General features: G+C 53.7%; 25 protein-coding genes, 1 pseudogene and 1 riboswitch. Of the genes and pseudogenes, 11 read left to right on the forward strand and 15 right to left on the reverse strand.

Features of this window, described 5'->3' with window-relative positions:
* Window positions 1–12 precede the first annotated feature (12 nt).
* The 3 genes from ACMGGM_RS04205 to mntP all read left to right on the forward strand — a co-directional run bounded on the left by ACMGGM_RS04205 (window position 13) and on the right by mntP (window position 2351).
* Window positions 13–864 carry a PTS mannose transporter subunit IID gene (locus ACMGGM_RS04205; RefSeq protein ID WP_006810994.1) on the forward strand — a complete coding sequence of 284 codons (852 nt, stop codon included), beginning with the start codon at window positions 13–15 and terminating at the stop codon, window positions 862–864.
* A 61-nt stretch (window positions 865–925) separates the two neighbouring features.
* Window positions 926–1384, forward strand: coding sequence for a DUF986 family protein (locus tag ACMGGM_RS04210; protein ID WP_047026974.1), 459 nt, complete (start codon window positions 926–928; stop codon window positions 1382–1384).
* Window positions 1385–1583: 199 nt separating this feature from the next.
* A riboswitch (yybP-ykoY riboswitch) is annotated at window positions 1584–1774 on the forward strand.
* A 10-nt stretch (window positions 1775–1784) separates the two neighbouring features.
* Window positions 1785–2351 (forward strand): manganese efflux pump MntP, encoded by a 567-nt coding sequence (gene mntP / locus ACMGGM_RS04215; RefSeq protein ID WP_032629253.1) that lies wholly within the window; start codon window positions 1785–1787, stop codon window positions 2349–2351.
* Here mntP and rlmA read toward each other — a convergent pair.
* The 6 genes and pseudogenes from rlmA to mgrB all read right to left on the reverse strand — a co-directional run bounded on the left by rlmA (window position 2348) and on the right by mgrB (window position 6714).
* Window positions 2348–3163, reverse strand: a complete 816-nt coding sequence (rlmA, locus tag ACMGGM_RS04220; protein ID WP_032636216.1) for a 23S rRNA (guanine(745)-N(1))-methyltransferase — start codon at window positions 3161–3163, stop codon at window positions 2348–2350. The genes mntP and rlmA overlap by 4 nt on opposite strands.
* Before the next feature lie 67 nt (window positions 3164–3230).
* Window positions 3231–4931, reverse strand: coding sequence for a peptidoglycan glycosyltransferase FtsI (gene ftsI / locus ACMGGM_RS04225; RefSeq protein WP_072093614.1), 1701 nt, complete (start codon window positions 4929–4931; stop codon window positions 3231–3233).
* Window positions 4932–5167: 236 nt separating this feature from the next.
* Complete coding sequence (gene cspE, locus ACMGGM_RS04230; RefSeq protein WP_001062678.1) at window positions 5168–5377, reverse strand: transcription antiterminator/RNA stability regulator CspE; 210 nt, start codon at window positions 5375–5377, stop codon at window positions 5168–5170.
* A 12-nt stretch (window positions 5378–5389) separates the two neighbouring features.
* Window positions 5390–5534, reverse strand: a pseudogene (locus ACMGGM_RS04235) (DUF2627 domain-containing protein).
* A 671-nt stretch (window positions 5535–6205) separates the two neighbouring features.
* Window positions 6206–6496: a YebO family protein gene (locus ACMGGM_RS04240; RefSeq protein ID WP_014884285.1), complete on the reverse strand. Its 291-nt coding sequence runs from the start codon at window positions 6494–6496 to the stop codon at window positions 6206–6208.
* A gap of 74 nt (window positions 6497–6570) precedes the next feature.
* Window positions 6571–6714, reverse strand: a complete 144-nt coding sequence (gene mgrB, locus ACMGGM_RS04245; protein ID WP_014884286.1) for a PhoP/PhoQ regulator MgrB — start codon at window positions 6712–6714, stop codon at window positions 6571–6573.
* A 160-nt stretch (window positions 6715–6874) separates the two neighbouring features.
* Here mgrB and ACMGGM_RS04250 point away from each other — a divergent pair, with 160 nt between their 5' ends.
* Window positions 6875–7114, forward strand: coding sequence for a YobH family protein (locus ACMGGM_RS04250; RefSeq protein WP_045281186.1), 240 nt, complete (start codon window positions 6875–6877; stop codon window positions 7112–7114).
* Window positions 7115–7180: 66 nt separating this feature from the next.
* Here the strand turns inward: ACMGGM_RS04250 and kdgR are convergent, their stop codons facing one another.
* Window positions 7181–7972, reverse strand: a complete 792-nt coding sequence (kdgR, locus tag ACMGGM_RS04255) for a DNA-binding transcriptional regulator KdgR (RefSeq protein ID WP_014884288.1) — start codon at window positions 7970–7972, stop codon at window positions 7181–7183.
* Between the two features lie 178 nt (window positions 7973–8150).
* On the opposite strand from kdgR, the gene ACMGGM_RS04260 reads away from it, so the two are divergent.
* Window positions 8151–9524, forward strand: coding sequence for an MFS transporter (locus tag ACMGGM_RS04260; RefSeq protein WP_014884289.1), 1374 nt, complete (start codon window positions 8151–8153; stop codon window positions 9522–9524).
* A gap of 50 nt (window positions 9525–9574) precedes the next feature.
* On the opposite strand, the gene htpX is transcribed toward ACMGGM_RS04260, so the two are convergent.
* The 4 genes from htpX to ACMGGM_RS04280 all read right to left on the reverse strand — a co-directional run bounded on the left by htpX (window position 9575) and on the right by ACMGGM_RS04280 (window position 13998).
* On the reverse strand, window positions 9575–10456 hold the full coding sequence (gene htpX / locus ACMGGM_RS04265; protein ID WP_014884290.1) for a protease HtpX: 882 nt from the start codon (window positions 10454–10456) through the stop codon (window positions 9575–9577).
* A gap of 193 nt (window positions 10457–10649) precedes the next feature.
* Window positions 10650–12698 (reverse strand): carboxy terminal-processing peptidase, encoded by a 2049-nt coding sequence (gene prc, locus ACMGGM_RS04270; protein ID WP_014884291.1) that lies wholly within the window; start codon window positions 12696–12698, stop codon window positions 10650–10652.
* Window positions 12699–12717: 19 nt separating this feature from the next.
* Complete coding sequence (gene proQ, locus ACMGGM_RS04275; protein WP_014884292.1) at window positions 12718–13404, reverse strand: RNA chaperone ProQ; 687 nt, start codon at window positions 13402–13404, stop codon at window positions 12718–12720.
* Between the two features lie 96 nt (window positions 13405–13500).
* The gene (locus ACMGGM_RS04280; RefSeq protein ID WP_014884293.1) at window positions 13501–13998 is read right to left on the reverse strand and encodes a GAF domain-containing protein; all 498 of its coding nucleotides are present in this window, start codon (window positions 13996–13998) and stop codon (window positions 13501–13503) included.
* Between the two features lie 132 nt (window positions 13999–14130).
* On the opposite strand from ACMGGM_RS04280, the gene yebS reads away from it, so the two are divergent.
* The 4 genes from yebS (at window position 14131) to ACMGGM_RS04300 (ending at window position 19880) form a co-directional block, all read left to right on the forward strand.
* Window positions 14131–15414 carry a membrane integrity lipid transport subunit YebS gene (gene yebS, locus ACMGGM_RS04285; protein ID WP_047624802.1) on the forward strand — a complete coding sequence of 428 codons (1284 nt, stop codon included), beginning with the start codon at window positions 14131–14133 and terminating at the stop codon, window positions 15412–15414.
* Entirely contained in the window at window positions 15383–18016 is a 2634-nt protein-coding gene (locus ACMGGM_RS04290) for an MlaD family protein (RefSeq protein ID WP_414149121.1), read from the forward strand. Before yebS ends, ACMGGM_RS04290 begins: the two co-directional genes overlap by 32 nt.
* Before the next feature lie 122 nt (window positions 18017–18138).
* The gene (gene rsmF / locus ACMGGM_RS04295; protein WP_023330644.1) at window positions 18139–19536 is read left to right on the forward strand and encodes a 16S rRNA (cytosine(1407)-C(5))-methyltransferase RsmF; all 1398 of its coding nucleotides are present in this window, start codon (window positions 18139–18141) and stop codon (window positions 19534–19536) included.
* 104 nt (window positions 19537–19640) lie between these two features.
* Window positions 19641–19880 (forward strand): YebV family protein, encoded by a 240-nt coding sequence (locus ACMGGM_RS04300; RefSeq protein ID WP_008500472.1) that lies wholly within the window; start codon window positions 19641–19643, stop codon window positions 19878–19880.
* A 34-nt stretch (window positions 19881–19914) separates the two neighbouring features.
* Here ACMGGM_RS04300 and pphA read toward each other — a convergent pair whose 3' ends face one another.
* On the reverse strand, window positions 19915–20559 hold the full coding sequence (gene pphA / locus ACMGGM_RS04305) for a protein-serine/threonine phosphatase (protein ID WP_348565426.1): 645 nt from the start codon (window positions 20557–20559) through the stop codon (window positions 19915–19917).
* 167 nt (window positions 20560–20726) lie between these two features.
* Between pphA and ACMGGM_RS04310 the strand changes: the two genes are divergently transcribed.
* A complete protein-coding gene (locus tag ACMGGM_RS04310; RefSeq protein WP_023338430.1) occupies window positions 20727–21668 on the forward strand; it encodes a VirK/YbjX family protein in 942 nt (313 codons plus the stop codon).
* 405 nt (window positions 21669–22073) lie between these two features.
* On the opposite strand, the gene ACMGGM_RS04315 is transcribed toward ACMGGM_RS04310, so the two are convergent.
* Genes ACMGGM_RS04315 through yobA form a run of 3 tightly spaced genes read right to left on the reverse strand, consistent with a single transcriptional unit; the run spans window position 22074 to window position 23671 of the window.
* Window positions 22074–22412, reverse strand: a complete 339-nt coding sequence (locus ACMGGM_RS04315; RefSeq protein ID WP_014884299.1) for a YebY family protein — start codon at window positions 22410–22412, stop codon at window positions 22074–22076.
* Window positions 22413–22428: 16 nt separating this feature from the next.
* Window positions 22429–23298 carry a copper homeostasis membrane protein CopD gene (copD, locus tag ACMGGM_RS04320; protein WP_045134189.1) on the reverse strand — a complete coding sequence of 290 codons (870 nt, stop codon included), beginning with the start codon at window positions 23296–23298 and terminating at the stop codon, window positions 22429–22431.
* Window position 23299: 1 nt separating this feature from the next.
* Window positions 23300–23671, reverse strand: coding sequence for a CopC domain-containing protein YobA (yobA, locus tag ACMGGM_RS04325; RefSeq protein ID WP_023338431.1), 372 nt, complete (start codon window positions 23669–23671; stop codon window positions 23300–23302).
* 137 nt (window positions 23672–23808) lie between these two features.
* Between yobA and ACMGGM_RS04330 the strand changes: the two genes are divergently transcribed.
* A complete protein-coding gene (locus ACMGGM_RS04330) occupies window positions 23809–24039 on the forward strand; it encodes a DNA polymerase III subunit theta (protein WP_013096102.1) in 231 nt (76 codons plus the stop codon).
* Window positions 24040–24105 lie beyond the last annotated feature (66 nt).

Consider the following 24105-nt stretch of genomic DNA (forward strand, 5'->3'; position numbering starts at 1 on the left):
CAGGTGAGCGAAATGGTTGATATGACAAAAACTACCACCGAGAAAAAACTCACTCCGGGTGATATTCGTGGCGTGTTCATCCGTTCTAACCTGTTTCAGGGTTCATGGAACTTCGAACGTATGCAGGCGCTGGGCTTCTGCTTCTCCATGGTACCGGCGATCAAGCGCCTGTACCCGGAAAATAACGAAGCACGGCGTCAGGCGATTAAGCGTCACCTGGAATTCTTCAACACCCATCCATATGTAGCCGCGCCGGTTCTGGGCGTAACGCTGGCGATGGAAGAGCAGCGTGCCAACGGCGCAGAGATTGACGATGGTGCGATCAACGGTATCAAAGTCGGTCTGATGGGTCCTCTGGCCGGTGTAGGTGACCCTATCTTCTGGGGTACGGTTCGTCCGGTCTTTGCCGCGCTGGGGGCGGGGATCGCCATGAGCGGCAGCCTGCTCGGTCCTCTGCTGTTCTTTATCCTGTTCAACGCGGTGCGACTGCTGACACGTTACTACGGCGTGGCCTACGGCTACCGCAAGGGCGTGGATATTGTTAAGGATATGGGCGGCGGCTTCCTGCAGAAACTGACCGAGGGGGCGTCAATCCTGGGCCTGTTTGTGATGGGGGCACTGGTGAACAAGTGGACGCACGTGAACATCCCGCTGGTGGTATCGACCATCACCGGCCAGGATGGTCAGACCCGCGTCACCACCGTGCAGACTATCCTGGATCAGCTGATGCCGGGCCTGGTACCGCTGCTGTTGACCTTCGCCTGTATGTGGCTGCTGCGTAAGAAGGTGAACCCGCTGTGGATCATCGTTGGCTTCTTCGTCATCGGTATCGCGGGCTACGCTGTCGGCCTGCTTGGTCTGTAAAGCAGTAACGTGAGACGCCGGGGGCTTGCCCCCGGTTTTTTATCGCTTATCCGGAGGATGAATGACTGTCACGGACATCGTACTGGTTTTATTTATTGTTGCCCTTCTGGCTTACGCTATCTATGACGAGTTCATTATGCCTCGCCGCCACGGCGAGACGCTACTGACCCTTCCCCTCTTACGCCGCGGACGCATTGATGCGTTTATCTTCGCGGGTCTGGTGGTCATTCTGATCTACAATAACGTCACCAGCCACGGTGCAATATTAACCACATGGTTATTATGTGCGCTGGCATTAATGGCGATTTACCTTTTCTGGATCCGTTCGCCAAAACTCATTTTTAAAAAACACGGATTCTTCTTCGCCAACGTATGGATAGAATATAACCGCATTAAAGAGATGAATTTATCCGAAGACGGTGTGTTAGTGATGCAATTAGAACAACGCCGCCTGCTCATCCGGGTCAAGAATATTGATGACCTTGAGAAAATCTACACATTACTCCTTAAAACTCAATAAGTTAAATTTATAGCATCGGCTATATATTACGCTATTTTCTCACCCTGAATATAGCCGTTGCTATATCTGCTATCCTCTTTTGACTTATATTCATTAACGATATTTTCACGCATAAACCTAAATGAAAATCGTTATCAAGAAAGCGAGTAAATTAAGCCTTCCTCGATGTTGTTTTATATTCTCAAAATATGTTAAGGTTGCGCCCGTCGTTGGGGAGTAGCCGATTTCCTGCACGCAGGAAATGTACGTGTCAACATACTCGTTGAAAAACGTGGCACGTACGGATCGCTTTCAGCACGCTTACGGTGCAAAAGAGATCAGGCGAGACCATAGATACATCAACTGCTGTTTACTGGGGGCAGTGATGTGTCATATGGATATCCCCGGTCTGGACGCTGTTATGAATATCTCCGCTACGATCCTTCTCGCTTTTGGCATGTCCATGGACGCTTTTGCTGCCTCCATTGGCAAGGGTGCCACGCTCCACAAACCTAAATTCTCAGAAGCACTGCGTACCGGGCTGATTTTTGGCGCCATCGAAACGCTGACACCGCTCATCGGTTGGGGTCTGGGTATGCTCGCCAGCCAGTTCGTGCTCGAGTGGAATCACTGGATCGCGTTCGTTCTGCTGGTGTTTCTCGGTGGCCGAATGGTCATCGAGGGTTTTCGCGGCGGGGATGATGAAGATGCGGAACCGCAATACCGCCATGGATTCTGGCTGCTGGTGACAACCGCTATCGCCACAAGCCTTGACGCCATGGCCGTCGGGGTGGGTCTGGCTTTCCTGCAGGTTAACATTATCGCCACTGCGCTGGCCATTGGCTGTGCAACACTGATTATGTCCACGCTGGGCATAATGGTCGGACGCTTTATCGGCCCGCTACTGGGTAAACGCGCCGAGATCTTAGGCGGTATCGTTTTGATCGGCATTGGTGCCCAGATCCTCTGGGCACACTTCGCGGGTTAAGCGTCGCGCTGCCAGACATGGATACTGAAATCTGTCTGGCAGCTAAACGTCGTCCGGGCCGCTAGCGCCGCCCAAACTTCCGGTTTTGCCCGCCACGCGAACGGCGTCATCTGCAACAGTGCTACCGCCTCCTGCCCCTCCAGATCCATTTGATACGCCACTGACTGCTCCTGCTTCAGCGTAAAACCTGCCAGCTGTTCAGAATGGGGGGCATGCAGACGCACGTCATCATAGATGAGCCCTTTCAGTTCCATCAGGTGACGCGGGCCGGGTGTGACGGTAATGACCCATCCGCCGGGTTTCACCACCCGTGCAAGCTCTTGCGCTTTACAGGGAGCATAGATGCGGATGATAGCGTCCATACTGGCATCTTCGAACGGCAACCGGTGGCTTGAAGCCACGCAGTACGTCACGCCAGCGTAGCGTTTAGCCGCCGCGCGAATGGCCACTTTCGACACGTCGAGACCGAATGTTACGGCCCCCTTCTCACGCACCACTTCCGCAAACCGCGCGGTGTAGTATCCTTCTCCACAACCGATATCCAGCATGGCGGACGCCGAATCAGGCAACATATCATCCAGCATCTGCGCAACTGTCTCCCGCAGCGGCAGATAGTGTCCGGCATCGAGAAATGCACGGCGTGCCTGCATCATCTCCGCACTATCGCCCGGATCGCGGGAGCGCTTATGCTGCACCGGCAGAAGATTCACATATCCTTCTTTCGCCATATCAAACTGATGTCCCTGCGGACAACGATAACTTTTATCTGAGCGCATCAGCGACGCATGACAAAGGGGGCAACTGAAGGACATGGCAACTCCGGGGCATAAACCAAAGGGCGAAGTGTACCGCTATTCGCCCCGCTATAAAACGGCTGGATTACCGCATGACGATAAGGTGGTCAGAACCGGCCGGGAGGCCATCAGGTTTTATATTCTCCAGGCGCAGCACGTTGCCCATGATTTCGCTGAAAACCGGCGCTGAAACCGCCCCACCGTAGTACGCCCCGTTTTGAGGCTCGTTAATCACCACGACCAGCGCAAAACGCGGATCGCTCGCAGGCGCGACGCCCGCGGTATAGGCGACATATTTATCGACATATTTGCCGCTGTCATCAATCTTCTTCGCCGTACCGGTTTTTACCGCCACGCGGTAATCACGCACCGCGGCCTTAACGCCACCGCCACCGGGTAGCGCAACGCTCTCCATCATATGCTCCACGTCATGCGCGATCTCCTCCGGCATAACGCGGTGCCCGATAACGGGGGGATCGATGCGGGTGATCGACAGGGGACGCTCCAGTCCAAATCCGCCAATCGTCGCATAGACGTGGGCAAGCTGGAGCGGCGTCACCATCAGGCCATAGCCGAAGGCAAAGGTCGCGCGGTCGAGCTGGCTCCAGTACTTACGCTGTGGCAACAGGCCCGCGCTCTCCCCCGTTAAGCCAAGACCCGTGTTCGTGCCAAAACCAAAGTTCCGGTAGGTATCAAGAAGGTGCTGTATGGGCATTGCCAGCGAGAGCCGGGAGACTCCGGTATCGCTCGATTTCTGCAGGATCCCGGTCATCGTCAGCTCCGGGTAGTAGCCCACGTCGCGAATACGGTGTCCATCAAGTGTATAAGGATGGGTGTCAATCACGCTGTCCGGCTGGACCAGCCCCTGCTGCAGCGCCGTCATCAGCACCAGCGGTTTAACGGTCGAACCGGGTTCGAACGTATCGCTAATAGCCCGGTTACGAAAATCGTTAATTGTCGCGCCTTCCCGGTTATTGGGGTTGAAGTCCGGGTAACTCGCCATGGCGAGTATTTCGCCGGTTGGGATATTGATCAATACCGATGCCCCTGACTCGGCCTTATTCCAGGCCACGGCATTATCCAGCGCGTCTTCGGTAATGGTCTGTAGCCGCTCGTCGATGCTGAGCTGAATGTTATGCGCTGGCGTGGGCGCAACTTCCGTCAGGTTTTCAACCACCCGGCCGTAGCGATCCTCCCTTACCTGTCGGACACCCGCTTTACCCGTCAGCTGAGTATTAAAGCTTTTTTCCACCCCTTCAATGCCCTGCCCGTCAATATTGGTGAAGCCAATCAGATTGGCCGCCACGTGGCCTGCCGGGTAAAAACGGCGCGATTCATCACGCAGGTTAATTCCCGGCAAATTCAGTTTATCAATCCATTTGGCCTGCGCAGGATCAACCTGACGAGCCAGGTAAATGAACCGGCCCCTGGGATTGGCGTTAATGCGCGAAGAGAGGGTATTCAGGGAGAGATGAAGCGCGCTCGCCAGCGCCTGCCAGCGATCGTCAAAACCAACGCCCCCTTTTGCGAGTACCGTTTTAGGGTCGGCCCATACGGCTCTGACGGGCACGCTGACCGCCAGAGGTCGGCCTTCACGATCCGTGATCATCCCTCGTGGAGCATCAATCGTCAGCTGACGCAGCGATCGCATATCTTCCTGCTTCACCAGGTTGTCTGGTTTGATGATTTGTAGCCAGGCAACACGACCCAGCAAAAAAGCCAGACTGCAGAAAATAGCAAAACAGAGCAGCGCAAAACGCGCTGGTGTGAAATTGCCAGCGCTCATAATTAATTTCTTTTTCACCTGAACCCCAGAGCTGTTAAACAACGCTCTGATTTAACGGGAAAAGATGCGCTGAGGGAGGCGAAACTGTGCTTCTAACCTCGCAGCTTTGCAACAAGTTGCTAACGAGACAGAGGATAGTCATATTTTGAAAGATAAGGGCATAAAAAAGCCCCGCATTGTGCGAGGCTTTATGTCTGAGATTGAAGTGCTACGCGCTTCAGTCAGCAGCGGTTCGATCAGATAGCAGTTACGTTAACTGCAGCTGGGCCTTTCTGGCCGTCCTGAATTTCGAACTCAACGTTCTGGCCTTCAGCCAGAGTTTTGAAGCCGTTACCCTGGATTGCAGAGAAGTGTACGAACACGTCTTTGCTGCCGTCAGCAGGAGTAATGAAACCAAAACCTTTAGACTCGTTGAACCACTTAACTTGACCTTTAATCTTTGCCATTTGCAAAATTCCTTAGAGTGTTTTCTTAGCCCGCAGGCATTGACTGAGATAAAACTGAGACATTACTGCATGAGGCACTAATATAAGGTTCGGCAGAGAAGCGGTATTCAACGACAACGTGTTTACTCAGGACTTCTTTACTGAAAATGCCACACATAAACAGAACTGTACCTCGTTTGACCCAAAACGTGTTATCACACACTATGTTTAATATGGCAAGCCATTTTTAAACATGTCTCGATCCGCCGCACAAATTCGAACACTGTCTGTAAGGATTTGCACAATTATGCGCGATACACACAGACAGCTTAACGCTTTTACACAGGCTCTACCGTGCTTTCGCAAGCACTGTAATCTAAGACTTTTTTAACATAGCTCAATCATTACAATGCGTCCAGCTACCGTGAAAAGAAATCTTCGGAATTGATTGAGTTAGAACAAATTGTGAAAACTTATGCTTAATTCATTGCAACGGGGGCGTATTGTTTCAGGAAAAACTCAATGTTAATAATCCGCACCGAACTGTATTAAAATGCAACAGGTAATAAGGAGGGTTATGCACCAAAATAATGAAATTTTTATGACGCTGCATCAAAACAAGGCAAGCAAAACGTTTCGATAAAAATAAAACATTTTTGAGCGTAGATACATACAGAATATATGCAACAATTCATCGCTTCGTTTATAAGGATAAATAATCGCCAGTTTTCAGTATCCTGAAAGTACTATTAACTGGTGCTAAATTATCTGCCTTACCACTTAACGCGTTTTCAGGGAGGGATTACACCTGGACTGAACCAGACCACAGTCCCTCCCGGGACACGGCAATCAGCGCTCAGCCACCAGACGGATAAAATCGTCCTGATCCTGGTTGTTTTCAGCGACAGCCTCTTTTGACTCGTCTTTCCCTTCCGGTTCGTTAGCCTCGCACAGACGACGCAGCAGCGCATTCTGACGCTTTTGCTGATCGAGCAGCGCTTCCAGCAGTTCAATCTGCTCGTTTGTACGGGAACTGGCACGGTTCACGAAAAACCAAATGACCAGACCCACCAGCAGAACAACCAAAGAGATCATCAGGGATGCTACATTCAGCAACCCTGAGTTCAGTAACTCACCCATTTCACCACCTCAATAAAAACGCCTATTTTACCACTGGTGCGAAGGAAGGAAATCACCTTAAGAAAAAATGCGTGCTACCACGGGATAAACTTATTGATTGCGCAAACGCCGCTAAAAAACTGTACATCCTGATCGCACATCACATTGATCGTCTGCGTCCATAACACCACGCACGCTATCAGTACGACAATCAGAATCACCCAGCGTATTTTTTTCACTCCACACTCCGTCTAAAGACCTGATACAACCAGGTTATCACGGTGACCTTAAACAAGGACTAACTGTACCAACATCAGGTCTTTTTCAGAATCCTGCACTTGTTTCATTACGTAAACCGTTTAGGCTAGCCTCATGATAACAACGATAAAAGAGGTAACAATGCGCGTAATCATTCGAACGATTTTAGTACTGGCGATACTCTGGATTGGACTTTTGTTAACCGGCTACGGTGTGCTTGTGGGAAGCACCGAAAATGCAGCAGGCTTAGGTATTCAGTGTAAGTACGTAACAGCACAAGGCGTAAGCACGGCGCAGTATCTCCATTCTGATAGCGGCATCATTGGTTTAACCAACTGCCCGGTACTGAGAAAGATGTCCGTAGTGGTTGATAATGGCTAACTGGCCTGGTTAACCACTGACGAAAAACGCCGCAGAAGATGCGGCGTTTTTTTATGCTAAAACGCGTTAAAAGGGATAGTCGTGATAGCCCATCTGCTCGGAAATCTTACGCGCGGCAGTGTGCAGAATAGCCACATACTCGTGCAGACGCTCTTCTGAGAAGCGCAGGGTTGGGAAAGAGATACTTAAACCCGCGATCACCACGCCAAAACGGTCAAACACCGGAACGCCGATGCAACGCAGCCCTTCTTCCTGCTCTTCGTTATCTTCGCCGTATCCTTGTTCACGCACCTTGTCGAGTACCGTTAACAGTTCATCAGTATTGGTAATGGTTCGTTCCGTACTGCGTTTATATTCCACACCATCAAGGATCTGCTTCACCTCTTCGCGATCGCGCCACGCCAGCAGAACCTTGCCAATTGCCGTGCTATAAAGCGGGTTACGGCGGCCAATGCGCGAATACATACGCAGGTTGTACATGGAGTCGATTTTATGGATGTAAACAATGCTGTCTTCATCCAGTGCACCCAGGTGGATGGTCTCTTTGGTCAGACGGGAGATCTCACGCATCTGAATGTCCGCGCTGCGGATCAAATCAACGTTTTGCAGCGCCCGGGCACCCAGTTCGAACAGCTTTAGCGTCAGAGAGTATTTTTCAGACTCTCCTTCCTGCGCTACATAACCCAGTGACTTCATGGTTTGCAAAAAGCGGTAAACGGTGCTTTTCGACATCATCACACGCTGCGACAACTCTGTAATACCAATTTCACGCTCTTCTCCGAGCGCCTGTAAGATGCCAAACACCTTCAGCACGGAAGAAACAGAATCTGGCTGTTTATCCAAATCCGCAATTGCCATTTACCACCTCATAGAGAGTGTTTTATAAAAATCAGAACCGGTTTTTATTATAAATTCCTGTGATGTTACCTGCAATCAATGCGCGTTTGTTTCGTTACAAATCTGCGACATATAACGGCGTTAACAGTGCTAAAATCGTTACCCTGAGAATAATTTCACCCTGAGCTTTTTATCCCCGATGGAAAAGAACCTTTCCGATGGTCTGCCTTTGCCCCTGCGGTACGGCGCCATTGCTACGATTATTATTGGGATCTCAATGGCCGTCCTCGATGGCGCGATTGCGAACGTTGCCCTGCCCACTATCGCCAGCGACCTGCAGGCCTCCCCGGCCAGCTCGATATGGATTGTTAACGCCTATCAGATTGCGATTGTGATTTCCCTGCTCTCCTTCTCTTTCCTCGGCGACATGTTCGGCCACCGTCGGGTCTATCAGTGCGGCCTGGTGGTGTTCACCTTTACCTCGCTGTTATGCGCCCTGTCTGACTCATTGCACACGCTGACGCTGGCGCGCATAGCGCAGGGCTTTGGCGGTGCGGCGCTGATGAGTGTAAATACGGCATTGATCCGCTTGATCTATCCGCAGCGCCACCTTGGACGCGGGATGGGGATAAACTCGTTTATTGTCGCGGTTTCCTCCGCCGCCGGACCAACAATTGCAGCAGCCATACTTTCTGTCGCCTCATGGCAATGGCTCTTTGCCATAAACGTGCCGCTGGGTATCGTGGCTATCTTCTTTGCCCTGCGTTTTCTTCCTGCTAACGGCCCCAAAAGTACCATGCCGCGTTTTGACGTCCCCAGCGCAGTGATGAATGCACTGACCTTTGGTCTGCTGATTACAGCCCTGAGCGGCTTTGCTCAGGGGCAATCCATGGCGCTTACCGGCATCGAGCTTATCGCCCTGCTGGTAACAGGATTCTTCTTTGTTCGCCGTCAGCTCGCCCTGCCCGTTCCTTTGCTGCCGGTAGATCTGCTGCGTATCCCCCTCTTTTCTCTCTCCATCTGTACGTCCATTTGCTCGTTCTGCGCTCAGATGCTGGCGCTGGTTTCTCTGCCCTTCTTTCTGCAAAGCGTGGTAGGACGTTCGGAGGTGGAGACCGGGCTGCTGCTAACGCCCTGGCCACTGGCGACGATGGTGATGGCGCCGCTGGCGGGTTACTTAATTGAACGTATCCATGCCGGTTTGTTGGGTGCGGTGGGACTGGCCGTCATGGCAACCGGCCTTTTCGCGCTGGCACTGTTACCGTCATCACCCAGCGATCTGGACATCGTCTGGCGCATGATCCTCTGTGGTGCGGGGTTCGGCCTGTTTCAGTCCCCCAATAATCACACCATCATCACCTCTGCGCCCCGTCACCGCAGTGGCGGCGCCAGCGGGATGTTGGGAACTGCGCGCCTTCTGGGGCAAAGCAGCGGCGCGGCGCTGGTTGCCCTGATGTTTAACCTTGCCGGGCAAAACGGTAACCACGTTGCGCTGCTCACCGCCGGCGCGCTTGCCACCCTCGCGGCCATCGTCAGCGGTCTGCGCGTTACCCAGCCCAGGGTTCAGGCATAAAAAAAGCCGGGCGGAGAATACGCCTGCCCGGCTTATTGTGACGCATCGCGTTACTTCAGGTATTCCCCACTGCGCAGCGCTTCAATACGTTTATCCAGCGGCGGGTGAGACATAAACAGCTCACTGAGCGACTTTGATTTACCGTTGATGCAGAAGGCCATCATGCTGTTCGCTTCCTGCGGCTCGTAGCTGGTTTTCAGGCGCTGCAGGGCAGCAATCATCTTCTCGCGTCCCACCAGTTTCGCAGAGCCGGCATCCGCGTGGAATTCACGGTGGCGCGAGAACCACATGGTGATAATACTCGCCAGAATACCGAACACCAGTTCCAGCACCATCGACACGGCGAAGTAGATCAGCGGGTTACCGTTGCTCTCTTCACCTTCATCACGGTTGCCGCCCATAAAGCCCGCCGCAATCTGCGCCAGGATACGGGAGATAAAGATAACGAAGGTGTTCACCACGCCCTGAATCAGCGTCATGGTCACCATGTCGCCGTTGGCAATATGGCTGATTTCGTGAGCGATGACCGCTTCGGCTTCGTCACGGCTCATGTTTTGCAGCAACCCGGTGCTGACAGCAACCAGCGATGCATCACGACGGGCACCCGTGGCAAACGCGTTAATATCGGGCGCATGATAAATGGCCACCTGCGGCATGGCGATCCCGGCCTGACGGGATTGCTGAGCCACCGTATTCATCAGCCACTGTTCCATATCGTTACGCGGCTGCTCAATCACCTCACCGCCGACGGATTTCAGCGCCATCCACTTTGACATCAGCAGGGAAATGAACGAGCCACCAAAACCAAACAGCAGCGCCATAATCAACAGACCCTGAACGCTGCTCGACTGAATTCCTGTCAGGCTTAGCACGAGCCCGAAAACCACCATCACCGCCAGGTTGGTGAGCAGGAAGAGCGCGATTCGCATCATAATTTTCTTTTAACCTCAGTTTAACAAAGCGCACTATGCGATTACCCACATCGTATGGGTATTGCGGCTATTTTCAAGCATCCGGAGGGCGTAAGTCACCAGAAAGACACAACTTTACACAATTGGAAATCTGCCTGACGGAAGGATGCGGAACAAAAAGAAACAGGCACAATTTCTTGTGCCTGTTGGGGGATTATTTCGCCGGAGCGGGTTGCTCAGCAGGCTTATCTTTTTCCAGATTCGCCAGGTCGAGGGCGATATGCACCGTCTCGTCCAGGTAAGGATCCGGCTCCTGGTAATCTTTTGGCAGATCGTCCAGTTTCTTGAGCAGAGGCTTACCTTCACGCTTGAAGCGGTCGTTGATACGGGCCAGACGCGTGGCATCGTCTTCGTTGTTCTCTTTCTCACGCTGGGCGTAGTTCAGAGAAACAATATTCCGTTTATCCTTCAGGGCATTGAAACGCGCAATGTCCTTCATGATGTACTGGAATTCCGGATCTTTCGCGATGCGGTCGTTATGCGCTTTCAGCAGTTCAGGGCCAAATTGCGTCATATCACCCGCTTTCACGTAGGTCGCAGCATTGATGCTGTCCCACGGTAACGCGTTATCTTCAAACTTCTCGCCAGTTTCGGTCTCTTCCGTTCCTGTCGGCATCATGATATCCGGCGTGACGCCTTTACGCTGCGTACTGCCGCCGTTGACGCGGTAGAACTTCTGAATGGTGTACTGCACTGAACCCAGCGCAGGCCATTCCGGACGCAGCATCTGATCGTAGATACGGTTCAGCGATCGATACTGCTGAACGGTGCCTTTACCAAAGGTTGGCTCACCCACGATCAGCGCACGGCCGTAGTCCTGCATTGCCGCGGCAAAGATCTCAGACGCAGACGCACTGAAGCGGTCGACCAGCACGACCAGCGGGCCTTTGTAGTAGACCACACCATCGTTGTCGGCATCTTCACGGACTTTACCGTTGTTATCACGCACCTGAACCACAGGGCCAGACGGGATGAAGAGGCCAGAGAGCGATACCGCTTCTGTCAGCGCACCACCGCCGTTGCTGCGCAGGTCAATGATGACGCTGCTGACGTTCTGTTTCTCAAGTTTCTGCAGCTGAACCTTCACATCGTCGGTCAGCCCTACGTAGAAGCCAGGGATATCCAGGACACCCACCTTCTCTTTACCCACGGTTTTCACCGACATTTTCACCGCGCGGTCTTCCAGACGGATACGCTCACGGGTCAGGGTAACGATACGGGTTTTAGTGCCTTTACCCGCTGGCAGAATTTCCAGACGAACTTTGCTGCCTTTCGGACCTTTAATCAGCGCAACCACGTCGTCAAGACGCCAGCCAATGACATCGACCATGCCTTTACCGGTTTGTCCGACCCCAACAATGCGGTCACCTACGCTGATCGCTTTGCTTTTGGAGGCCGGGCCACCCGCCACCATGGAATTGATCACGGTGTAATCATCGTCCATCTGCAGTACCGCACCGATACCTTCCAGAGACAGGCTCATTTCGGTATTGAACTGTTCGGTGTTGCGCGGGGAGAGATAGTTGGTGTGCGGATCGATTTCGTGCGCAAAGGCCGTCATTGCCAGAGAGAAGACATCCTCACTGTTGGTCTGCGCCAGACGACGAATGGCAAATTTGTAACGACGCGTCAGCGTGTCACGGATCTCTTTTTCATCTTTGCCGGTCAGCTTGAGACTCAGTTCGTCGTATTTGACCTTTCCGTCCCACAGCGCATTCAACTCGGCTTCATCTTTCGGCCACGGCGCTTTGCTGCGATCAAGATTGAAATTGTCGTTGCCGGTGAAGTCCATCGGACGTTCGAGCACTTTCAGGGCGTACTGATAGCGTTCAAAGCGGCGCTTTTGCGACAGGTTGTAGAGGTCGTAGAAAAGATCCAGCTTGCCTGACCGCAACTCATCACCCACCTCGGATTTGCGCTTAGCGAACTGCTCGACATCACTGGCGAGCAAAACGTTATGGCTGTAATCCAGCAAGTTCAGATAGCGGTCAAAGATTTTGGCCGAAAAGGCCTGATCGAGATCGAACTGACGATAGTGCGAGCGGGTGAAACGAGACGTCACGCGCTCGCTCACCGTCGCGTGCTGCGTCTCTTCCTTGAGTACCGGAATTTGATCAACACGCGTGATATCGTCCACTGCGAAAGCATGGCCTGTTATAGCAAACAGACCCGCCAGCGCGGTGAGCTTAAAAAAAGTGTTCATGCCAGGCTTGGCCTCCGTTTCAGAACAACAAGTGTTCTGCGCGTACAATCATTGACATACCAGAAGTCAGCTGTACACGAACGCCATCTTTGGTGATTTCCAGTACGGTGGCGTCCATAGCATTGTTGCCCGCTTTGACCTTCAGCGCCTGACCCACGCTCAGCGCGTTGATGTCAGAAACCGGGGTATGGCGCGGCTCTTCACGAGGCGCACGTGGGGCTTTGGCTGCTGGTTTGTCTGCACGCGGTTTGCGATCGTTATTATCGTGACGACGCGGCGCAGGGCGCGGTTTACGCTCACGACGAGGCGCTTCTTCCTGGCCGTTTGCCGCTGCGGCTTCGCGTTTTTTCGCTTGCTGTTCTGCACGTTGTGCCTGAACGCGTGCTTTGGCTTCTTCAAGCTGCTTGCGTGCGTGTTCAACGTGCTGCTCGTCCAGCTCACCACAAGGGTTGCCGTCGAGATCCACGCGAGTCGCGCCCGGTTTGATACCGTACAGGTAACGCCAGCTCGAAGTATAAAGACGTAAGGCAGAACGCAACTGAGTTTTGCTGAGGTTCATTTCCCCCTCAACGCGCGCTACCAGATCCTGAAAAATACCGACTTTCAGGGGACGAGCTTCACCTTCCGCGCTGAAGCACTGCGGGAAACGCTCGGCCAGAAATGCGATAACTTCTTTACTGCTATTCAACTTAGGTTGATTTTCCATGAAATTTCCTGATTACAACGGACGTTGCCAACAAGCGCAGGCATGAACAGGCGTCATTATAATGACGCTATCAGTAAATGCTACGTTATCCGTTGATTATCCTGCGACGCTCGCAAAGAATTTTTGATAATCGGTGCCGGCAAGGACGTTTTCCAGATTCGCCACCAGCTCGCGCAGCCCTTGCTCGTCCTCGGTTGTGAAGCGACTGAAGACGGTGCTGTCGATATCCAAAACGCCAATAATCTGATTTCTTACGACCAGCGGCAGTACGATCTCAGAATTACTGGCGGCATCACAGGCGATATGCCCGTCAAACGCATGAACATCTTCCACACGCTGTACCTGATTCTCGGCCACCGCAGTACCGCATACACCGCGCCCGACCGGAATACGCACGCAAGCCAGTTTGCCCTGGAACGGGCCAAGTACCAGCGTGTCACCTTCCAGGAGGTAAAAGCCAGCCCAGTTCACGTCAGAGAGACGTTCGAACAACAATGCGCTAGTATTTGCCAGAGTGGCTAAGAAGCTGGTCTCACCCGCCATCAATGCCTTAAAATCGCGGTTCAGATCCGCGTAGAATTCTGTTTTGTTCATTATTCAATCACTTAGTTGTCTTACAAAATTACCGCATAGCCTATTAAAATAAGCATTAAATGCGCTCATGCTCAAGATGAATCCGTTCATGAGTTAATATAACGTTCAACAATACTTATTTGTGCGCAGCTGATGGCCTTAAAAACAACCAAAATTACGCCGACAAAAAAGATAACGGTCCATACGGTAAGAGACGCTTTGCCTCGTGCACATTATCAGCGTTGCCCCCAGTGCGATACGCTTTTTATGTTGCCGAAGATGAAATCGCACCAAAGTGCCTTTTGCCCCCGATGTGACGCGAAAATTCGTGACGGCCGAGACTGGTCGTTAACCCGTCTGGCCGCCATGGCCGTCACCATGCTGCTGCTGATGCCCTTCGCCTGGACCGAGCCCCTGCTGAAGCTCTACCTGCTTGGCGTACGCATTGATGCCAACGTGCTGCAGGGGATCTGGCAGATGACCCGCCAGGGCGATCCGATTACCGCTGCCATGGTGCTGTTTTGCGCCATTGGCGCGCCACTGGTGCTGGTTGCAGCCATTGCCTATCTGTGGTTTGGCAACATCCTGGGGATGAATCTTCGCCCGGTGCTGCTGATGCTGGATAAACTCAAAGAGTGGGTGATGCTGGATATCTATCTGGTCGGTGTGGGCGTGGCATCAATTAAAGTGCAGGATTATGCTTTTCTGCAGCCGGGCGTCGGGCTTTTTGCCTTTATCTGCCTGGTGCTGCTCAGCATCCTGACGCTGATCCACCTGAACGTTGAGCAACTCTGGGAGCGTTTTTACCCTCAGCGCCCTGCCACCCGTCCGGATGAGAATCTCCGCGTCTGTCTGGGATGCCATTACACCGGGTTGCCCGATCCCCGTGGGCGCTGTCCGCGCTGCCACATACCCTTGCTGCATCGACGCAATAACAGTCTGCAAAAATGCTGGGCGGCGCTGATTGCCTCCCTGGTGTTCTTGATCCCCGCCAATATGCTGCCGATTTCCATCATTTACGTGAATGGTGCCCGTCAGGAGGATACAATCCTCTCCGGCATTATCTCCCTGGCGCACAGCAACGTTGGGGTGGCGGCCATCGTCTTTATCGCCAGTATCCTGGTTCCTTTTACCAAAGTCGTGGTGATGTTCACCCTGCTCATCAGCATTCACTTTAAGTGTGAACAAGGATTACGAACCCGAATACTGCTTCTGCGATTTGTCACCTGGATTGGCCGCTGGTCCATGTTGGATCTGTTTGTGATTTCGCTGATGATGTCGCTAATAAATCGCGACCAGTTACTTGCTTTTACTATGGGACCCGCAGCTTTTTATTTCGGCTCTGCGGTGATATTGACTATTCTTGCTGTGGAATGGCTGGATAGCCGCTTACTTTGGGATGCACATGAGTCAGGAAACCCCCGCTTCGCCGACTGAAGCGAGAATTAAAACTAAACGCCGCATTTCGCCATTCTGGTTGCTGCCTGTCATCGCCCTGATGATTGCAGGCTGGCTTATCTGGACGAGCTATGAAGATCGCGGAAGTACCGTCACCATTGATTTCCAGACCGCCGACGGCATCGTCGCCGGACGAACCCCCGTTCGTTTTCAGGGGGTTGAAGTCGGTACGGTTCAGGACATCTCACTCGGAAAAGGGCTGAACAAAATTCAGGTGCGGGTCAGCATTAAATCGGACATGCAGGACGCGCTGCGCAGCGAAACGCAGTTCTGGCTGGTCACGCCGAAGGCGTCTCTGGCGGGTGTCTCGGGGCTGGATGCGCTGGTTGGCGGTAACTACATCGGTATGATGCCAGGCAAAGGCGAACCGCAGGATCACTTTGTCGCGCTGGATACGCAGCCAAAATACCGTCTCAATAACGGCGATCTGATGATCCATCTGCAGGCGCCGGATCTCGGCTCACTGAACAGTGGCTCGCTGGTCTATTTCCGAAAAATTCCGGTGGGTCGCGTTTACGATTACGCCATCAATCCTAACAAACAGGGCGTGACCATCGATGTGCTGATCGAACGCCGATTCACCAACCTGGTGAAAAAAGGCAGCCGCTTCTGGAACGTGTCTGGCGTAGATGCCGACCTCAGCCTGAGCGGTGCTAAAGTGAAGCTGGAGAGCCTGGCCGCGCTGGTAAACGGGGCGATTGCCTTTGACTCCCCGGAGAACTCCAGCCCTGCTGCTGCCGATGATACGTTCGGGTTGTACGCTGATCTGGCGCACAGCCAGCGAGGGGTGATCGTCAAACTTGTTCTGCCCGATGCGAAAGGTCTGAAAGCCGGATCAACACCGCTGATGTATCAGGGTCTGCAGGTAGGTCAGCTCACCAAAATGACGCTCAACCCTGGCGGCTCGGTGACGGGCGAAATGACCGTAGACCCCAGCGTGGTCGATCTCCTGCGCGAGAAAACGCGTATCGAAATGCGCAGTCCGAAGCTCTCTCTTAACGATGCCAGTCTCAGCACTTTGCTGACCGGCAACACGTTTGAACTGATCCCCGGTGAAGGAAAGCCAAGCAATAACTTCGTGATCGCCCCGGCGGATAAAGCCCTGCTGCAAAAACCGGGCGTTGTGACGGTTACGCTAAATGCACCCGAAAGTTATGGTATTGAAGCCGGTCAGCCGCTGATCCTCCACGGTGTCCAGGTGGGTCAGGTTCTGGAGCGAAGGCTTTCCGAAAACGGCGTGAGCTTCTCGGTAGCGATCGATCCGCAATACAGCAACCTCGTCCATGGCGACAGTAAATTCGTGGTTAACAGCCGCGTCGATGTGAAGGTAGGCCTGGACGGCGTAGAGTTCCTTGGTGCCAGTGCCAGCGAATGGGTTAACGGCGGCATTCGCATTTTGCCGGGCGATAAAGGCCCCATCCGCGAAAATTACCCGCTGTATGCCAACCTGGACAAAGCGATTGAAAACAGCCTGAGCGATCTGCCGACGACCACGCTGACCTTGAGCGCCGAGACGCTACCGGACGTCCAGGCAGGTTCTGTTGTGCTGTATCGCAAGTTTGAAGTCGGGGAAGTGATCGCCGTTCGCCCGCGTGCGGACGCGTTTGATATCGAACTGCATATCAAGCCGGAGTATCGCAAGCTGCTGACGCCAAACAGCGTCTTCTGGGCCGAAGGCGGCGCGAAAGTTCAGCTTAACGGTAACGGGCTGACCGTGCAGGCCTCCCCGCTCTCACGCGCGCTGCGCGGCGCCATTAGCTTCGATAACCTCAGCGGTGCAGGCGCAAACCTGCGTAAGGGCGATAAGCGTATTCTCTTCCCGTCCGAAACCGCCGCGCGTGCCGTGGGTGGGCAGATTACCCTGCATGCGTTTGATGCCGGTAAGCTGGCGGAAGGCATGCCGATTCGCTACCTGGGCATTGATATCGGCCAGATCCAGAAGCTGACGCTGATCACCTCCCGCAACGAGGTACAGGCCACCGCGGTGCTCTACCCGGAATATGTGCAGACCTTCGCCCGTACCGGTTCCCGCTTCTCGGTGGTGACGCCGCAGATTTCGGCCGCAGGCGTTGAACATCTCGACACTATTCTGCAGCCCTATATCAACGTCGAACCCGGCCAGGGCAATGCACGGCGTGATTTCGAACTGCAGGAAGCCACCATCACCGATTCGCGCTACCTCGGTGGCCTGAGCATTGTGGTGGAAGTCCCGGAAGCAGGCTCACTTGGCATCGGCACGCCGGTTCTGTTCCGCGGTATTGAGGTAGGTACGGTAACGGGTCTGACGCTTGGTACGCTCTCCGATCGCGTGATGGTGGCGTTACGTATCAGCGATCGTTACCAGCACCTGGTACGAAATAACTCGGTATTCTGGCTGGCCTCTGGCTACTCACTGGACTTCGGCCTGACGGGGGGCGTGGTGAAAACCGGTACCTTCAACCAGTTCATCCGTGGCGGTATTGCGTTTGCCACCCCGCCGGGCACGCCACTGGCGCCAAAAGCGCAGTCAGGGAAACACTTCCTGCTGCTCGAAAGCGAACCGAAAGAGTGGCGTGAATGGGGAACGGCCCTGCCGCGTTAATCTGAAAGGCTCCGGTGTCAACGCGCCGGAGCCTTTATGTTACACTGCGGACCTGAACTTTTCCCTGTGGTGTGCACGTGGCTCAAAACTCCGTATTTCTTCCTGAACAATTCCTTGCGCAAATGCGCGAGGCGCTCCCCTCTCATCTGTCGTTAGATGATTTTATCGCCGCCTGCCAGCGTCCGTTACGCCGGAGCATTCGCGTCAACACGCTGAAAATCAGCGTCGATGATTTTCTGACGCTGGTTTCCCCCTACAACTGGCAGCTTACGCCGGTGCCCTGGTGTGCAGAGGGGTTTTGGATCGAGCGCGATGACGAAGATGCCGTGCCGCTGGGAAGTACCGCAGAACATCTGAGCGGTCTGTTTTATATTCAGGAAGCCAGTTCGATGCTGCCGGTTGCCGCCCTGTTCGCAGAAGGCAACGCACCTGAACGCGTGATGGACGTTGCCGCCGCGCCCGGCTCGAAAACCACACAAATTGCCGCCCGGATGGGTAATCACGGGGCGATTCTTGCCAACGAATTTTCCGCCAGCCGCGTGAAAGTCTTGCATGCCAACATCAGCCGCTGCGGTATCCAGAATGTCGCCCTGACGCATTTTGACGGACGCGTGTTTGGCGCCGCCTTGCCGGAAGCGTTCGATGCCATTCTGCTCGACGCCCCCTGCTCCGGCGAGGGGGTGGTGCGTAAAGATCCCGATGCGTTAAAGAACTGGTCTGTGGAAAGCAATCTTGAGATCGCTGCCACGCAGCGCGAACTGATCGACAGCGCCTTTCACGCCCTGCGCCCCGGCGGCACGCTGGTGTACTCCACCTGTACCCTCAACCGCGATGAAAACGAAGACGTCTGTCTGTGGTTGAAAGCGCAATACCCGGATGCCGTTGAGTTCCTGCCACTTAACGATCTGTTTGCCACGGCAGATGAGGCCGCCACGCCGGAAGGTTTCCTGCACGTGTTCCCGCAGATTTACGACTGCGAAGGGTTCTTTGTGGCTCGTCTGCGCAAAACTCAGGCGGTGGCTCCCCTGCCAGCCCCGAAATTCAAGGTCGGCAATTTCCCGTTCGCCCCGCTGAAAGGCCGCGATGCTGTGCAACTTAAAGCCGCCGCCAACAAGGTTGGGCTGATCTGGGATGAGAATCTGCACCTCTGGATGCGTGATAAAGAGATATGGCTGTTCCCGGCACCCATTGAGCCGCTTATTGGCAAAGTCCGTTTTTCACGTATCGGGATCCGCCTGGCGGAAGTGCATAATAAAGGGTACCGCTGGCAGCACGAAGCGGTCATCGCCCTGGCGGACAGCGATAACACGTTTGAACTGACGCATCAGGAAGCCGAAGAGTGGTATCGTGGTCGCGACGTTTACCCGGAAACCACCCCGTCTCAGGATGAGGTTATTGTGACGTATCAGGGCTTCCCGTTGGGTCTGGCGAAAAAGGTCGGCTCGCGGCTGAAAAATAGTTATCCGCGGGAGTTGGTCCGCGATGGCCGGTTGTTTACGGGTAACAGTCCCACCGACTAAAAAAGCGCATTTTTTTACTGGCGATTTTGCTCTCCTTGTCTACGATCAAAAATGGATGCCCATACTGGTCATACCAGATTCTGAAAACCGACCCGGAGAGCACTATGACGAAAACCAGCGTGCGTATTGGCGCTTTTGAGATCGACGACGCAGAGCTGCGCGGCGAAGCACAAGGCGATCGAACGTTAAGTATTCCCTGCAAATCCGACCCGGATTTGTGCATGCAACTCGACGCATGGGATGCGGATACCAGCGTCCCGGCGATACTTGATGGCGAACACTCTGTTCTTTACCGTGAGCATTACGATAGCAAAACCGATGCCTGGGTCATGCGCCTTGCCTGATCTAAAGAGAACCCGCCCGAAGGCGGGTTATTTATTACTGTAGCTGTGCCAGCGTGAAGTAACCGTCGAACACCGCTCCGGTATCAATATAGTGCAGGTTTTCAAAATCATACCGCCTGTCGACGGGCGTATGCCCGAACCAGAAATGATCCGCACCGCTAATCCCCTGCCCTTTGCCCACCATAAAGCCCATCAACCTGTCGCGATCCCACAGCACGCGCTGGGCGCTCACCGGTTTTTGCCAGCGGTATTCCGCGGCGGGGTAATCTGCGTGCGCAATAACATTGAGACCGTTTGCGCAGGTTATCTCGATAATATGCGGCAATTCGCGGCAGGCGTTTAGTAACGTTCGCGCCAGCGCCTGCTGCTCGCGATCAAGGCGCGTAAACCACACTCCACCATTCATCGCCCACAGCGCAGAATCATTATTGTCCAGACTATCCATTGCCATTTGCTCATGGTTACCCCGCACGGCTCTGAACCATTTCTCATTGATGAGCTGCAGTGTTTTTACGCTGTCAGGACCGCGATCGATCAAATCGCCAACGGAAATAAGCAAATCCTCATACGGATTAAAATGGCGGCGTTTCAGTTCGTCCATAAGCCACTGATAACAGCCATGTATATCGCTGACAACCCAGACGTGACGCCACATCCCACCCTCTATTCGCTGATACATAAGGCCTCCTTTAAACAGTATAGCCGCCGTATAAAAAGCAAAAGACGGGAGCGGTCCTGACAAAGTCAAACAAACGGTAAACCAACCAGAAATAAAGATCCTCACGCTATTAATCCCTTATTCCTGGCTCCTTAGAATAGAGGCAGAAAAAAACGAGGGATCTTCACGTGTCTAATACACACCTGCATAACGATGTGTTCTACCCACATCGCACAAATATAATTTCCGAGCTGGTGAACGGCGAACGTGTCCCGGGACCCATCTGGCGAAAACGCGATTATCGGCTGAAGTTCCTTTTACGTTCGCTTCTGTTCTGGTCTTCCACCCGTCGCATGCTGGAAGCCCTTTCAGGGCGTGACGATTTCGACAAACTGCTCGCCGCTCAAATTACATTGCCCAGCAAGACCCATCGGCAGTATCTGATGCGTGGCCTGACCGCGAACGATCGCGCCGACGCTATCGTTAACCATTATTACTGGATCGATAGCCTGAAAGAGCGCACCCTCGCCCAGGCGCTGACCAGCCCGCAGGAACAAACCGTTGTTCAGTTCCATGCAAAAGAGGGCGTGATCTATACGGTTAATGCATCCTCTGCCGGGAAAGCCGAGCGCGAAGGTGAGAGCACGCTGTGGCTGCGCGATAACGAGGATACGCTGCTTGCCAGCCTGACCTTTAGCGTAGCCCGCAGCAACGGACAACGCGTAATAGTAATTGGCGGGCTTCAGGGCCCCCGCCGCTGCGTGTCGCGGGACGTCATTAAACAATCCACCCGCGCCTGTCACGGCCTGTTCCCTAAACGCGTGCTGATGGAAGTTCTTTTCCAGCTGGCCTTACAGTCATCTGTTAAGGCGATTTTTGCCGTCAGCGACGAGGGACACGTTTTCCGCGCATTGCGCTATCGCCTCAGCAAAGGCCGCCATTTCCACGCCAGCTATGACGAATTCTGGGATTCTCTGGGCGGTAAAAAGGTCTCCGGCTTCTGCTGGCAACTCCCGCTGCAGATGGAACGCAAATCTCTCGACGAGATCGCGAGCAAGAAGCGTGCGGAATACCGCCGTCGTTTTGAATTGCTTGATGAAATTGAGGCGTCGGTAAAATCCCGCTTTTAAGCACGGCGCTGACTTTCCTTAATTGCTCACAAAAATTTAACAAAACAGGCAAAAAGGGCTGGACTTCCGCCTGCGGTGTTGTGATATGTTTTACGAAGTCGCACAGGATGCATCCGCTGCATAAAGATGATAAAAGGCGTAACGTATTGTCTTTCATACAGATAAAAAGAGACCGAATACGATTCCTGTATTCGGTCCAGGGAAATGGCTCTTGGGAGAGAGCCGTGCGCTAAAAGTTGGCATTAATGCAGGCTAAGTCGCCTTGCCTTTTAAGAATAGATGACGACGCCAGGTTTTCCAGTCCACAGTTAAAGCGGCCAGAAAAAAAGCGTTAAATCATCATCAAAAACAAAAAACCGCAGTGCTTTCGCGAGCATCTGCGGTTTTTTATTGGAAACCTGAACGCTAGCAGAGCTTGTCAGCGCGTTCGATAAACGGTGTCAGGCTCATCTTCTGCCCTGGGTGAGCCGGGTCATCAATCTGGATCACGCTGATGGGCTGGCCGCTGCTCTTGCCGCTGGCCACCTGCTGCTCTGCAACCTCATTCAACGGGTATTGCACCAGCGTACTCGGGTTGATCGCGTATAACGCATGGCCCGGACGACAGGTCAGCATCACCTCTTCGCGATTAAACGCCCACTTGTCTTTACCCACTTCAAAACGGCTGACGGTGATCACCTGCGGCGCGGCCAGAGCGCTCCCCGTGCAGGCCAGCAATAAGAGCGAAAGTACTGTTTTTTTCATATGTTAGTTAACCTTGTCAGAAGGGTTCCCAGGTGGCGAACAGGCTGACCGCTGCCAGAACCAGCGCTCCCAGCACCACTTCTGCCTGTGTCATCCTGATAAAAAGCTGTTGTGCCCACCCGGAATCCGGACGAAACCGTGGCACCAGAAAATACCGATTTGCCAGCGCAATTGCCACCATCAACGCCACCAGCGCACATTTGAACAATAAAAGCTGCACGTAGCCAGCCTGCCAGGGAATATGGACGCCCAGAATCAAGAGCGAATTGATCGTCCCTGTGAGCAGCACGCCCGCGACGGCATAGTGGCCTACGCGCGAGAAACGCATCATGGTGTAGATGGCCGCGTTCTGCCAGCGCCCTTTTGCCAGATGCATGCAGAACAGCAGCGGCAGTAATCCGCCGAGCCAGGTTGCGGCACATAACAGATGAACGGCATGATTGAGACGCTGCACAGCCCCCAACGGACCTTCGTTCATCGTCGCGTGGCCTACCCCTGCCAGCAGGACAAACTGCCCCATTGCGAGCAGTAGCAGCCGGGAGCCTTTCAGCGGCGCAAGCCACGCGGCAGCAACCGTAATGGAAGCCAGGATAATTTGCCACAGCCAGACGCTGCCAAACTGCGTCCCCAGTACGCCGTGCCAGACTTGCGTGTTAATCACATCTCCCCAGCCGTCGCCCATTAATCCGCCCTGAAGCATGAACATCAGAAGCGCAGCGGCCAGGCTGATTAAAGATGCCACCCGCTGCTGTAGCGCGAAACGCAGAGCCATCAGACGGTGGAGAGAGGAAGGCGCCAACCAGACGCTGTATAGCGCATTACCAAAAACGAGCATCAGCGCCGCGAAATGGATAAAGCGCAACCCAACATAGACCAGTGCCAGCATGCTATTTCACGCTAAAGTGATAGCTGCCTTTGGTTTTGTGGCCGTCGACGGAAACCACATGCCAGTCCACCTGGTAGGTTCCGGTCGCCAGCGTTTGCGCCAGCGGAACGATCAGTTGAGCCTTGTTCTTTTCGTCTCGCGTTACGGCTCCCGTTTTGACGACCTGCTTGTGCGCATCCGTCACCACCACACCGCTAAATCCCGGTTCGATACCTTCCGAAAAATTCAGCGTCAGTGACTGCGGAGCGCTCACCACGCTGTCTGCTGCCGGGCTCTGCTGTTTAAGATGCGCATGCGCCAGCACAGCGGGCGAGATAATGACTGATGCCAGAAAAACCAGCGCGCATACCGTGCGGGAAGTGGATAACCCCATCGCGATCATTCCTTTTTGTTATGTCTGTATGCTAAAGAATAACGCTGTATAATAGACGAGTCGAGGATCATCCCGCCTCCGCTTGTCATCGTCGCGCAATCGCGGTAACGTTGCCGCCGCATAAACAGGAGAAGGAAATGAAAATCAATCTGGCCGCCCTTCCTCAGGACGAGATGGATAAAGTGAATGTCGATCTCGCAGCCGCTGGCGTTGCGTTCAAAGAGCGTTACAACATGCCCATCGTAGCTGAAGTTGTGGAACGGGAACAACCCGCCCATTTGCGCGACTGGTTCCGGGAAAGATTAATTGCTCACCGTCTCGCTTCGGTCAACCTCTCTCGTCTGCCGTACGAGCCTAAAGTTAAATAAGCTTAACGAGTCGTTACACTTCCTTACGCGAAATCTGGCAGGATAAGAAAACCCTGATTAAATTAG

It is taken from the genome of Enterobacter sp. BNK-14 (assembly GCF_047456095.1).
Classification (GTDB): domain Bacteria; phylum Pseudomonadota; class Gammaproteobacteria; order Enterobacterales; family Enterobacteriaceae; genus Enterobacter; species Enterobacter kobei.